A 13,011-nucleotide genomic window follows, 5' to 3' on the forward strand; every position below is an offset into this window, starting at 1 on the left:
GTATCAATCCGTCATATCTTCCCTCGCCGCCAGGATGGACATCGTGGCAGCCTGTTTCATAGGATGGGTCATGGGACAGGCATTCGATCCGCAGGTATTGCTGTCAGAAGCGTTGATGGCGAATCTGGCGACGCTTGGCGATGAGGGGCCGCGAAACGCGCCGGCCTGGTTTCTCTGGGAAGGTGGCGCGATCTGGATGCCGGCGTCCGGAAGCAACAGTTCGGTGCGCCGGTTGCAGGCAGATCCAAGATGCGCGGTCGAGGTTACCCGTTTCGACAATGAGGCCGGAATCCTGTTGCATCTTGGCCTGCGGGGCCGTGCCAGCATCCAGGTGATGGATGGCGCCAGGTTCAGAAGGCTGCTTTCGAAATATCTTGGGCCGGAGGAGGCGCGCTGGAATCCGTGGTTCATTCGGAACGTGGCGGCGATCGACGACCCGGACGGGCGCATGATCAAGCTGCGGCCGCAGACGATCTTTACGAATAACGTCTCATATGCTCGCAGCGGGCCGCAACTGGCATGGCCCCCGGAAGATTGAGCAACCAACCATGCGGCGGGGCGACAGGCGCCCCGCCAATCGTGTTGTGCCAGGCTCAGATCGCAGCGGTCACGATGATCTCGACGCGCAGGGTGTCGCGTGCCAGCCGGGCTTCGCCGCAGGCGCGGGCGGGGGCGTGGCCCTCGGGCACCCATGCGTCCCAGACCTCGTTCATTTCGGCGAAATCATCCATATCGGCCAGCCAGATGATGGCCTGCAGGATCTTTTCGCGCGAAGAGCCGGCTTCTTGCAGCAGGGCATCCACGCGCGACAGGCAGTCGCGGGTCTGTTCGGCAACGGTTTCGCCCGCGCCGACCTGGCCACACAGGTAGACCACGCCGTTATGTTTGACGATCTTGCTCATTCGCGTGCCGGTATGCATGCGCTCGATCATGGGGAATTCCTTTCATCTCTCCGCGTCACTGCGCTTGTCGCGCATCGGCGCGGCTTCGCCAAGGGGCAGAGCCGAATGGCCGGGACCTTTCGATGGCGCATGGTGGCAATTCGGAGATCACTGGTCAGGTCAGGTCAGGTCAGGTCAGGTCGGGCTGGGGCGGCGTCGCCGCAGATTTTGGGGCAGGTCTGCCTGCGCGCGGACAGGGCATGGTCAGGATCGCCAGACAGGCGACGACCAGCGCGACCCCGGACCAGCCAATGGCAGGCAATCTTTCCCCGATCAGGATGACCGCGAGGACGGCCGCGACAACCGGTTCCAGCAGGGTCAGGGTTGTTGCCATGCTGGCCTGAACGCGGGCCAGCCCGTAACCAAAGCACAGATAGCCCAGGAACATCGGCACCCCCGCCATGTAGAGTCCCACCGCGGCATTGTTCCACGAGGCGAGAAAGGGCGCTCCGGTCGCGATCAGCACCGGCATCAGCAACAGCCCGCCCAGCCCGAAGGTCGCGCCCATCGCCACCGAGGATCTTGTGCCGCGCAGCATCATCCTGCGTGCCGACCATGAATAAAGGGCATAGGTCAGACCGCCGATCAGCCCCAGCGCCACGCCAAGCGGGACCGAGGTGCCACCCACCTGCAACCCTTCCGGGGCGGTCTCGGCAAGGCAGATCAGGGTCATCCCGGTCGCGCCGATCAGCGCGCCGATTCCCCATCGCCAGGTCAGCCCCGTCCGGTCCAGCAGATATTCGATCACCGCCGCCAGCAAGGGGGCCGAGCCGATCGTGACCACGGTGCCCACGGTCACGCCAGCCAGGCGCATCGACCCATAAAAGGCCAGCGGATAGATGGCGACGGCCACCGCGCCGATCACCAGCAGCCGCCGCTGCTGCGTCAGCAGGGCGCGCGCGCGCCAGATGCCCCGGAATGCGACCAGCGCCTGGGCGATGCCGCCCAAGCCCATGGCCGCCGCACCGATTGCCGCTGCGCTGACCTCGGGCGCGAATGTCGCCGCCGTGCCGGTGGTGCCCCAGACGAAGGCCGCAAAGAGGATGCCGGCGACGCCCAGCAGATAGCCCTGTGTCATGTCAAAACGCCTTCAGCATGTCATCGACCATGCCTCGCGCCGCAGCCACCCGTGCGCTGTTGCCTTCCAGTCCTGCGCGCGCCATGGCTCCTTCCAGCAGAAAGGCGATATGGGCGGCCATCTTTCTGGCCCGCGCCGGGTCTTGCGGCAGCAATTCCGCCAGATGCCGGGCCAGAATATCCTCGACCTGTTCCTTGTGCCGGCGCACGGCCTGGCGACCGTCATCACCGGCATCCAGCTCGGCAGCGGCATTCAGCAGACCGCAGCCGCGGAAGCCGCGCTCATAGGCATGTTCGGCATGATCCTGATAGGCATCGAATACGGCCAGAATACGCTGTTTCGGGTCAGGCGCCCGCGCAAGTCGGCGTTCGTAGAGTTCCAGCCATTCGGCGTGGCGCGCCTCGAGATACTGGTTCACCAGATCCGCTTTCGAGGCAAAGTTGTTGTAGAGGCTTTTCTTGGCCACCCCGGCCCGGGCGACGATGGCATCGATTCCGGTTCCGGCGATGCCGTGATTGTAAAACAGCACGGAAGCCGCCTGCAAAAGGCGGTCGCGTGCGGGTTCCCTGGCAGATGTGTCTGGCTGCGCCATTCATGTCTCCTAATATGTAGGTAGACCGGTATACCTATTTCGGGATTTGTCAATGCGTTCCCGCCGGTCCCGCAACAAGGTCACGTTTCGTCGCGGGATCGCGGCAGGTTTTGCGATACGCGTGGCACATCGCCGGCCCGCCCAGGGCGTTGCCCAGAGGTCGCGCTGCCGGGAATAAAATTGATGAATGGACCTCAACTCTGTATAGGTTGGGCGCTTCACCGTAATCTGGCAACCAGTCAGGCCGCAACAAAAGTCAGAAAGACATACCTTGCTTATCTCTCATCGGCACAAGTTCATTTACATCAAGACCCATAAGACGGCGAGCACCAGCATCGAGGGAATTTTGGAGGCCGCTTGTGTGCTTTCCGATGATGCGGCAAAGCACCGGCGCCCCTATATCACGACATCCGACGGAATTGTCGCCGGTCGCAATGGAGGGGAAAGGCCGGAAGATCCCCTGACAGCACATTCGCCGGCTGCCGCCATCAGGCGTGTGATCGGGGCGAGGAAGTTCAAGCAATATTTGAAGGTATATGCAGTCCGGAATCCCTATGACAAGGTGGTTTCCTGGTATTGGCATGTCATGCCGAAAGACCTGCGTGTCGAACTGAAAGAAGATTTTTCGGAGGCGCGCAAGTTTTTCAGAAACTGGCTTCTCATGCGGCCGACACTTCCTACGGACCTGAAATTCTATCGCACGCCTGCGGGACGTTTCAAAGCATATCAAATCCGCTACGAGAGCATGAACGAGGATCTGCAAGCGCTTGCTGACAAGCTGGGCTTCGACCTGGACACCACAGCCATGCCGCAATGGAAGACAGCAGCCCGTGGTCATAAGGACGTTGATTTTGAGAACTATTACGACCCCGAGACGCGTAAGGTCGTTGAAGAGGCTTTCAGCTACGATTTCAAGAATTTCGGCTATCAGATCATGAAGGACTGACATTCCGGGCGCTGGCGACTTTCGGCGGGGCTGTCTATCCGTCGGTCGACAGATTTGATGGTCGCCGGGAGAGAGCCTGTCAGGCAAAACTGCCCCGCGGCGCTGTTGGCGGTGGGCTGATTGGCGTGCTTGCAGAGGTGGACGGCTGAGTTTTTCCTATCGGGTGGGCCGGTGCTACCGCTGGCTTTGGTTTTCGCCTATAGAAACCTATAAACAACAGCACTCACGGGCGGATGTGGGTGACATTCAGAACATGATGGCCGCTGCGTTTCGGCACGGCAAGATCGAGAGTCGAACAGGGTGATGAGCAAGACAACCGGCGAGCATGTGACAGTCCCCGATCTGCAGCGCAAATTCCTGGACCTTGTCGATCGGCCCGACCGGAAGGATGTCGGCGATTTTCGCGAGCATTTTCTGGCCCAGGCCGCAAAGCCCCATCGCATCGGCTTTCAGCGGCGCAATCTGAAGACCGCATTTTCGGCAAATCTGACGCGGTTGTTTCCCGATCTGATTGCCGTGGATGAAGAGGGCATTGATGGCGATGCGCCGGTGTTGATGTATGGCGCGGTTCTGGACGATCTGACCAAATCGCATGAAAGCACCAAGGCGTTGCTGCCCCACGTGCGGCCCGGCGATACGGTGACCTTCTTCGAGATGGGGTTTCTGGCCTCGACCACCAGCTGGTCCGAGGCCCTGGCATCGCGCGACCCCAAGCAGGCCTGCCTGGGGTATGTCTTTGACGACCGCGCCCAATATTACATGTCCGATTACGAAACCCGCCTCGATGAGAAGCTGAACGGCGATTTCGAACTGACCGATGCTGAACGCGCGCGGGCGGAGCGGGTGATGCGCCGGATCGTCGAAGCGAAGATCTCGAAATACAATTCGCAGCCGTTCTTCCGCCCGGATGTCTCGCCCGATTATGCGCGCCGTGTGCTGGTCGTGGATCAGAATTTCTCGGATGCCTCGACCTACTACGGGCGGGCCTCGGAAAAGGAATTCCGCGCCATGCTGAAGGCGGCGATCGCGGAAAATCCCGATGCGGAAATCCTGGTCAAGACCCATCCCGATCTGAACTGGGTCAAGGGGGGCAAGCGGCGCGGCTATTTCGATCAGATGACCTCGGAAGGCCGGGTGCGGATCATGCGCGACAGCGTCAATCCGTTCGAGATCTTCGATCTGGTCGACAAGGTCTATGTCGGCACCAGCGGCATGGGGCTGGAGGCATTGCTGGCGGGCAAGCAGGTCGTCTGTTTCGGTGCGCCCTGCTATGCGGGCTGGGGGCTGACGGATGATCGGGTGACCGTGCCCCATCGGCGCCGCAAGCGCGACCTGGCCGAATTGTTCCACGCCTTCTACATCTGGTATACGATTTATCATCTGCCCGAGGGCGAGGTGCCTGCGCAGATCGAGGATGTTCTGGACTTTATCGAGGAACACCGCCCGGTGCGCCCGATCCCGTCCAGGGTCTCGGCCGAGCCGATGGTCTCGATCATCATTCCCGTGCATGGCGTCGAGAAATACCTGGCCGAATGTCTGGGGTCGATCCAGCGCCAGACCCTGCAGGATTTCGAGGTGATCCTGATCGACGACGTCAGCCCCGACCGGTCCGCGCAGATCGCCGAGCAATTCTGTGCCCGCGATGCGCGATTCCGGCTGATCCGTCGCAAGGAGAATATCGGGCCGGGTTTTGCGCGCAATCAGGGCATGGATCTGGCGCGCGGCAAATATGTGCTGTTCATCGATCCCGATGACTACATGCCCGAGAAAGAGCATCTTGCGCGGGTGGTGACGATGGCGCAGGAGGATGGCGCCGACATGGTTCGCTATCGCAAGCGCCACGAACAGATCGAGGATGAGCACGGCAATATCGAGAAGCTTCGGAAAGACAGGGTCGAGACCTATTTCCGCGACGAGGTTCGGGCCAGTTCGATTGCCCGGACGCCCCAGATTGCGCATTCGAGACATTTCTGGAACTGGCTCTATCGCCGTGATTTTCTGAACAGGCACAAGATCCGCTTTCTGACGACCTATCGGGAAGAGCGCGCCTTTCTGTTGCAGGCCTATATGGCCGATCCGGTTGTCTCGATCTCGGACAGCAATGGCGTCGTCTATCGGATCCGCAGGGATTCCGCCGTGCGCCGTGCCCAGTCCATGACGGATGTGAACGACCAACTGCAGAATTTCGACCAGGTCGTCCGGCAGTTGCAGCAGAATGACGCGCTGTCGCCAGATTCGCCGCATTGGTGGCTGGCCCGCTTCCAGGTTTCGCAATTCCTGCACTATCTCTATTTCGGGTTTGCCTGGAAAACCGCCGATGCCGCCGGTGCGGCCACGGAATTCGTCGATACGCTTGCCGCGACGCTGGAGCGGACCGGCATGAAGCCCGAAGATCTGATCGCGGATCCGTCGCAATTGTCGGGCGCGCATCTGCGGGCCGGGGCCTATGGTCTGTTGCTGGCGGCAACGCGGGCCCGGCGTCTCGATCTGATCCGCGCCGCCCTTGCGCTGGAGCCGATTCCCGCCGCGCAATTGTATGGGGAATACCTGCATCAGCCCGAAAACCGGACGCAGCGCGATCTGCAGCAGGGGCTGAACGGATATGCCCGCAATGATCGCGTCACGCCTGCGCAAGCCCAACCGCTGAAGGGCCCCCGCCCACGTCTGATCATCCACATGGGCGCGACCAAGACGGGCAGCACCGTCCTGCAGCATTTGTTGGAAGACAACCGTCCCGAACTGCTGCGCAAGGGGATCTGGTATCCCGAAGTGGGGCTGTTCTGGCAGGCCGAGCGTCCGCACAAGCAGGCGGGCCATGCGCGTTTCGTCAGTTACGCGCTAAGGGACGATCAATCGCTGCATCAGCATCTGGTGAACGGGCTGGCGCAGCTTGGCGATCAGGTCCACACGATCATACTGTCGTCCGAAGCGTTCTTCCTGAACGCGGAATCGGCGCAATTGGCAAGCTACTTCAGGGATTTCGACGTCGAGATGGTCGTCTATCTGCGCCGTCAGGATGAATGGGCCAATTCGCAATATGCCGAACTGGTGGCCGGGGGGGCGATCAGTTCGACCTCGCTCAGCTTTTCGCAATGGCTGGCCACGAAACAGATCGTCACCTGTCTCGACTATGACCGCATGATCCGCAGTTGGGAACAGCACCTGCCCCGGTCGTCGCTGCATATCCGCCGCTATCTGCGTCAACGAGACGTGCCTTGGGACATCATCGAGGATTTTGCGCAGGTGACCGGCCTGCCGGAGATCCGCGACTTGCCGGCACCCTCGCCGGAAAAGACCAATGAGGCGCGTCTTTCCGCCACGCATGTCGAATTGATCCGCCAGTTCAACAAGCGGCCCTTCCCCAGCAAGGGGGCCTATCTCGGGTTCATCGAAAGCGCCGGAACGCGGCTGATGCAATGGCGTCGTGATCGCGGGTTGGACATGTCGGCGCCGTGGTTCCTGAAGGAAGACACCGCCGAGCAGATCATGGCTGCGGCCTCGGCGGGCAATGCCCGGATTGCGCGCGACTATTTCGGGGTGGAGGAGGTCGATCTTTTCCCGCCGCGCGCCGCCCCGCCACCGGAATGCCCGCTGTATCTGGAAGAATTCGATATTGTCGAGCAATGCTATGACAGCTTCAGAAAAAAGAGCAAACCGTCTGCGACCGGCCGTCCACTGGTGAATTATGGCATCTTTGGTTGGCGTCTGTGGTCCAGCGTACCCTTGCTGGCCGCGGTCTATCGCCATCGGGGTCGTCCCGATCTGGCCGAGGAACTGCTGTCCAACCCGGCCGAATTCGCGCGCAACAACTGGTCCGGGCGGCACCCCAAGCTGCGCTGGCTGGCCTATTCCAAGGGCAGCACCATGGGGCCAAGGAAGGCACTGCGTTTCTGGGTGCCGATGCTGAAACCGCTGGTCCGCCAGCGCGGTGGAGAGGCTGCCGTTGCGCAGCTGGACAACAACCCGGTGTTGTTCGTGCGCAATCTGCGCAATCCGCTGGCGCGGCTGATTGGGCGGGTCCTGTTTCCCATGGGCGAAAAGTGCTGACCGGTCCGGGTGGTGCAGCGGATGTCACATAAGACCCGACGTGACATCGTGCATCCGGTGGTGACGCTGGAGATCCCCGCCGCGTGGTTCTCTGACCCCGTGGACGGAGACCGGCATCGGCTGTTCTATGGGTCGATCCTGTCTGCATTGTCCGAATTGCATGTGCTGGTCGATCCGGTTCGTCTGCCGCGCGGCGCGGAAACCGCGCCGCGGCCCAAGGGTCAGGGCACGATCAGCTTTCATTCCTATGGCAGCGGCGATGGCGATATTCTTCGCTGCAAGGAATCCTATATTCCGCCCTATTACAGCATGGACAGCATGGGATATGCCTGTTTCTCGCATCTGGCGATGCATCCCGAATGCTATCGGGAGGCCATCGAGTCGCAGGACGGCGCGACGGCGCGAAGTTTCGTTCAGCGGCTTGCGCAAGAGCTGAAACAGGCCAATCGATCCAAATACACACAGCCCGAGCATGGCAGGAATGACGCCCGGGGATATGTATTCGTCCCCCTGCAGGTCGGGAATGATACGGTGGCCAAAGGTGCATGGCTGAGAACGCAAGAGGCGCTGGAGACCATTGTCACCGCTGCCCGCGCGCGCGGGCAGGAGGTGGTCATAAAACGTCATCCCCGCTGTCGCGGTCGCGGGGTGTCGCGCTTGCTGGCAGAGTTGTCGGGAATGCCTGGCGTCAGCATGTCCGACGGGTCGGTTCTGTCGCTGATTTCCGGGGCGGACCTGGTGGTCGGCGCGAATTCCGGAGTTCTCTTCGAGGCGCTGGTGCAGGGAAAGCCGGTCATCAGCCACGGAGCCTCGGATTTCGGGCTGGCAACGCAACAGGTCAGAAGCTGCGCCGAACTGGCCGCCGCCGTGGCCGCGCCGTCCCCGCCCGATGGTGAATGGCGCGACAGGTTCCTGTTCTGGTATCTGACCCGCTACTGTGTCCGCGCCGATGATGTCGCGGCCATACGCGACAAGCTCGAAGCGTTCCTGGATGGCCTTGGCACGCCGACGGCACCGGGCAGGCAGGCAAGGCGCCGGTATGTCCGCGCATTGTATCGGCATTCCCTGATCAACCGCCTCAAGCGGCGGTTCTTCTAGGGCGCAGGCTGGACATTGGCGTTGTGCTCACTTATCCGGATTCTGAACCCTCCAGTCTATAAAGTTAGGCAAAGATGATCGACGACTATCGTGGTCTTGCCGTATTCGTTGCGATCGTTGAAGCGGGCAGCTTCAGCGAGGCCGGTCGACGACTGAAGTTGTCAACCTCGGTCGTCAGTCACCATCTCTCGCGGCTTGAGGCCAAGATGGGGGTGACGCTGTTTTTCCGCTCGACCCGTTCGATGTCGCTCACTCCGGAAGGGCAGGCGGCGCTGGGTCCGGCGCGGCGGATGGTGGCGGCGGGCGAAGAGGCGTTGGATCTTCTGGGGGATACCAGCGAAGAACCGGTCGGCTCGTTGAAGATCACCATGCCTGCCTTCGGAGAACGCACCCGCCTGCGCCAGCGCTTGTGGGAGTTTTCCCAAAGGCACCCGATGGTGGCGATTTCGCTGCACAGCAGTGACAAGCGCGACGATCTGGTCAAGGGGGGCTTCGATCTGGCCATCCGCCTTGGCACCCTGAGGGACAGCAGCCTGAAAAGCCGCAAGATCGGAACATTTCGCCGGGTTCTGGTGGCTTCGCCGGACTATCTGGCGACGCGTGCACCGATCCGGACGGTGGAAGATCTGCAGGATTGCGAATTCGTTTCGATTGCCATGCTGCCCGATACATTGACGCTGTGGCGGCAAGGGCAAAGCGCGACGATCTCGACCGAGAATACGCGGCTGGAGGTCGATACCATCGGCACGGCCAAATCCGCGGTTCTGGCCGGTCTGGGCGTGCAGCATCTGCCCCATGATGAGGTCCTGGACGAATTGGCCTCGGGCGCCCTGATCCAGGTCTTGCCGGACTGGAGCCTGCCGGAGTTGGGTATCTATGCGGTATGGCCCGAGATCGGGCCACAGAAGAAGCTGACCCGCCGACTGCTGGATTTCCTGACCGAGAAACCCGAGGCCTGACTTCGCGGGAAGTGAAGCTAGTTTCGGATTCCATCCAGAAAGACCGTGGTGGCGGCCCGCGCGATCTGCCGGATCTCTGCGGAAGAGGGCGTCTGGCGCAGTCCCAGAATCATCTGCTGTTGCAGGTCGTTGCGGACCATCCCCATGAATATCCCGGCCGCCGCTTCGGGGTCAGGCAGGGTGACAATCCCTTCCGATGCAGCCCGGGCCAGCGTCTGGATCAGCCATTCCTTGCCACGCAGAGGGCCGTGCTCAAAGAAGATCCGTCCCAGGTCGGGAAAGCGTGGCGCCTCGCTGACCACCACGCGATAGATCGCCACGGTGCGCGGTTGCACTGTCAGTTCCAGCAATCTTGTGGCGAATTGCTCGAGCGCGGTTTCAAAGGGCAGCGGGCCGGGGGCGGCATCTGTGGTTTCGGCAAAAAGACTTTTGCCATTCTCGCGGATGATCGCCTCGAAAAGCCCGGGCTTGTTGCCGAACAATCGGTAGAGGGTGCGCTTTGAACCTCCGACCCGTTCGATAATGGCATCGATGCTGGTTTCGGCATAGCCGCGTTCAAAGAACAGATCGGCAGCCGCCTTGAGGATCGCCTCACGGCGGGGATCGTTGTCACTGGTGGAATGGGTCAATCTTCGATCCTCGCAGTAGGGGCACTTGACTAGGTAATTGATATTACCATATGCGGTGCAAGTCGGTAATGCAAATTACCGAGGTGATCTTGTCCGAAACCGCAGAATTTCGAGGTGTGTCATGGGGGATGTTGAATCTGCCCGCTCCGATTCCCGTTCCGCGATGCTCTCGCCGCGAATCATTGCGGCGCTTTCGGGCGTTTTCATTGGGGCCATGGCCTCGGGGTTGAACAGCCGCAGCGGCAGCCTGGCATTGGTGGATATTCGCGGCGAACTGGGCATCGGGCTGGATGACGGCTCATGGTTGTCAGCGCTGTTTTCCACCGGAGAGCTTATGGTGATGCCCTTTGCCGGATGGTTCGCGATCACCTTCAGCATCCGCCGGTTCTTCCTGACGATGCTCTGGACGACGGCGTTGATTGCGCTGGTCGTCCCCCTGATCGTCAACCCGCAACTGGCGATGGGGTTACGTCTGCTGCAAGGGATGTCGGGCGGGGCGCTGATCCCCTTGCTGATGATGATGGCGATGAAATTCCTGCCGCCCGCGATCAGATTGCACGGCTTGGCGCTCTATGCGCTGACCGCGACCTTCACGCCGAATCTCGCCATCTGGATCGTCGGCATCTGGAGCAATGGTACCCATGACCTGCATTGGGTGGCCTGGCAATTCCTGCCCCCGGCGGTATTGTGCAGCCTGCTGGTCGGCTGGGGCCTGCCCAAAGAGCCGATCAACTGGCAGCGCTTTGCAACGATGGACTGGCTGGGCCTGTTGACCGGCATGGTCGGGATGCTGGCCCTGGGGATCGGCCTGGCACAGGGAAACCGGCTTGACTGGTTCAATTCGCCTCTGATCACCTTCTGCCTGGTGACAGCCGGTCTGTGCATTGCCGTTTTCGTCTGCAGCGAATGGACCCATCCGGCACCCTTTATCCGCTTTCAGCTATTGCTGCGGCGCAATCTGCTGGTCGGATTCACGGTCTTTGTGCTGATGCTGGTGATGCTGTATTCCGCCGCCGCATTGCCGATGCAGTTTCTTGCCGCCGCGCAGGGTTATCGCGTGGAACAAAGCGCCCCCATCGGGTTGATCACAGGCGTGCCGCAACTGGTGCTGGGGTCCTGCGTCGCGTTGCTGCTGTATCAGAAATGGGTGGATGCGCGGGTGCTGTTTTCCGCAGGCCTGCTGCTGATCGGGCTATCCTGCCTGTATGCCGCGCATCTGACGGGTGAATGGAGCTGGCGGGAATTCGTGCCGGTCCAGGTGATGCAGGCCTTGGGGCAACCACTTGCCATCATCTCTATGCTGTTTCTGACCACCAGCAGCGTGCAGCCATCCGAAGGTCCCTTCGTGTCGGGGCTTGTGAACATGCTGCGATCCATGGGATCGCTGGCTGGCGTGGCCTTCGTGGGATGGTTTGACGATCTGCGCACACATGCCCATCAGACCCATCTGTTCGATCAGATCGGCCGCGCATTTGATCTGTTGCCCTCGCAGGTCAAGGCGGCGGGTTTCGCGATGGACGCCCAGATCAATGCGCTGACCTCGGCCGATATCTACCGCGCTCTGGGATGGCTGGCCCTGATCTCGGTGCCCACCGGATTGCTGTTCAAGCATGTGCCAGCCCCCTCGTTACCCTCTGACAAGGCAGAACTTTCCTGATGCGTAAGAAAATGATGATCCTTCTGGCGCTTGCCGCGGCCATTGCGGGCAGCGCCTTCTACCTGAACCGTCCCGAGGCCATGCGCCCGGTGCAATCGACCAATAATGCCTATCTTCGCGCCGATTATACCAATGTCGCGCCGCGGCTCAGCGCCACCGTGGCCGAGGTTCTGGTTCGTGAAAACCAGTTTGTCGAAAAGGGCCAGATCATGGCCCGCATGGATGACCGCGACCAGCGGATTGCCGTGCAGACCGCCGAAGCTGCCCTGCAGGCGGCCAGGGCCAATCTGGACATGCTGGAAAGCCAGGCCGGAATTCAGGCTTCGGTGATCGAACAGGCCGAGGCGGCGCTTGATGCCGACAAGGCGGCGCTGACCCTTGCGCAGACGCAGGAACGGCGCGCCCGCGAATTGCTGGCGCGCAAGTCAGGGCCGCAAAGCATGCTGGATGAGGCGATCTCGACGCTGGCGAGTGCCGAGGCCAAGCTGCACAGCGACACCGCCTCGCGCGATGCCGCGCGCCGGCAGCTGGATGTCTATGACGCCCGGAAAGAGGCTGCCCGCGCCGCCGTTGCACAGGCCGAGGCGACCCTGGCCGATGCCCGGCTGCGCCTGTCCTACATGACGATTGAGGCGCCGATCTCGGGCACCATCGGCCAGCTGAACCTGCGCAAGGGGGCATTCGTGCCGGCGGGAACGACCCTGGCGGCCATCGTTCCGTTGCAGGACATCTATATCGAGGCGATGTTTCGCGAGACCCAGCTGGCCCGCGTCCGACCGGGGCAGCCCGTCACGATCACCGTGGATGCTATTCCCGACCGTCAGTTTCAGGGCAGGGTCGATTCCATCGGTCCGGCCAGCGGAGCCAGCTTTACCGCCCTGCCGGCGCAGAATGCGACCGGGAACTTCACCAAGATCACCCAGCGACTGCCGGTGCGCATCGCGCTGGAGCCCGATCAGCCCGAGGCCGATGCCATGCGTGTCGGCATGTCGGTCATTTCCGAAATCCATGTCGATTCCTGACTGCTGTCATCTGGCGGGCCGCGCCTTTCACGCGGCCTGCCG

Annotated in this window: 11 protein-coding genes; 7 read left to right on the forward strand and 4 right to left on the reverse strand. The window is 61.6% G+C overall.

Annotated features, from left to right (window positions below; genetic code table 11):
- Positions 1-70 precede the first annotated feature (70 nt).
- Entirely contained in the window at positions 71-538 is a 468-nt protein-coding gene (locus JHW44_RS01245) for a pyridoxamine 5'-phosphate oxidase family protein (protein ID WP_143811463.1), read from the forward strand.
- A gap of 55 nt (positions 539-593) precedes the next feature.
- On the opposite strand, the gene JHW44_RS01250 is transcribed toward JHW44_RS01245, so the two are convergent.
- The 3 genes from JHW44_RS01250 to JHW44_RS01260 all read right to left on the reverse strand — a co-directional run bounded on the left by JHW44_RS01250 (position 594) and on the right by JHW44_RS01260 (position 2,611).
- Complete coding sequence (locus JHW44_RS01250) at positions 594-932, reverse strand: RidA family protein (protein ID WP_089344875.1); 339 nt, start codon at positions 930-932, stop codon at positions 594-596.
- A gap of 139 nt (positions 933-1,071) precedes the next feature.
- Positions 1,072-2,019, reverse strand: a complete 948-nt coding sequence (locus JHW44_RS01255; RefSeq protein ID WP_089344876.1) for a DMT family transporter — start codon at positions 2,017-2,019, stop codon at positions 1,072-1,074.
- A 1-nt stretch (position 2,020) separates the two neighbouring features.
- Entirely contained in the window at positions 2,021-2,611 is a 591-nt protein-coding gene (locus JHW44_RS01260) for a TetR/AcrR family transcriptional regulator (protein ID WP_089344877.1), read from the reverse strand.
- Between the two features lie 271 nt (positions 2,612-2,882).
- Here JHW44_RS01260 and JHW44_RS01265 point away from each other — a divergent pair, with 271 nt between their 5' ends.
- The 4 genes from JHW44_RS01265 to JHW44_RS01280 all read left to right on the forward strand — a co-directional run bounded on the left by JHW44_RS01265 (position 2,883) and on the right by JHW44_RS01280 (position 9,661).
- Positions 2,883-3,557 (forward strand): sulfotransferase family 2 domain-containing protein, encoded by a 675-nt coding sequence (locus JHW44_RS01265; RefSeq protein ID WP_089344878.1) that lies wholly within the window; start codon positions 2,883-2,885, stop codon positions 3,555-3,557.
- 303 nt (positions 3,558-3,860) lie between these two features.
- Entirely contained in the window at positions 3,861-7,604 is a 3,744-nt protein-coding gene (locus JHW44_RS01270) for a glycosyltransferase (protein ID WP_089344879.1), read from the forward strand.
- Positions 7,605-7,625: 21 nt separating this feature from the next.
- Entirely contained in the window at positions 7,626-8,702 is a 1,077-nt protein-coding gene (locus JHW44_RS01275) for a capsular polysaccharide export protein, LipB/KpsS family (RefSeq protein ID WP_089344880.1), read from the forward strand.
- 74 nt (positions 8,703-8,776) lie between these two features.
- A complete protein-coding gene (locus tag JHW44_RS01280) occupies positions 8,777-9,661 on the forward strand; it encodes a LysR family transcriptional regulator (protein WP_089344881.1) in 885 nt (294 codons plus the stop codon).
- Between the two features lie 17 nt (positions 9,662-9,678).
- Here the strand turns inward: JHW44_RS01280 and JHW44_RS01285 are convergent, their stop codons facing one another.
- A complete protein-coding gene (locus JHW44_RS01285; protein WP_089344882.1) occupies positions 9,679-10,290 on the reverse strand; it encodes a TetR/AcrR family transcriptional regulator in 612 nt (203 codons plus the stop codon).
- Between the two features lie 121 nt (positions 10,291-10,411).
- Between JHW44_RS01285 and JHW44_RS01290 the strand changes: the two genes are divergently transcribed.
- Positions 10,412-11,947, forward strand: a complete 1,536-nt coding sequence (locus JHW44_RS01290) for an MFS transporter (protein WP_089344883.1) — start codon at positions 10,412-10,414, stop codon at positions 11,945-11,947.
- On the forward strand, positions 11,947-12,969 hold the full coding sequence (locus tag JHW44_RS01295) for an HlyD family secretion protein (RefSeq protein ID WP_089344884.1): 1,023 nt from the start codon (positions 11,947-11,949) through the stop codon (positions 12,967-12,969). The genes JHW44_RS01290 and JHW44_RS01295 overlap by 1 nt, the downstream gene beginning before the upstream one ends.
- Positions 12,970-13,011 lie beyond the last annotated feature (42 nt).

The organism is Paracoccus seriniphilus, from assembly GCF_028553745.1.
GTDB classification, from domain to species: domain Bacteria; phylum Pseudomonadota; class Alphaproteobacteria; order Rhodobacterales; family Rhodobacteraceae; genus Paracoccus; species Paracoccus seriniphilus.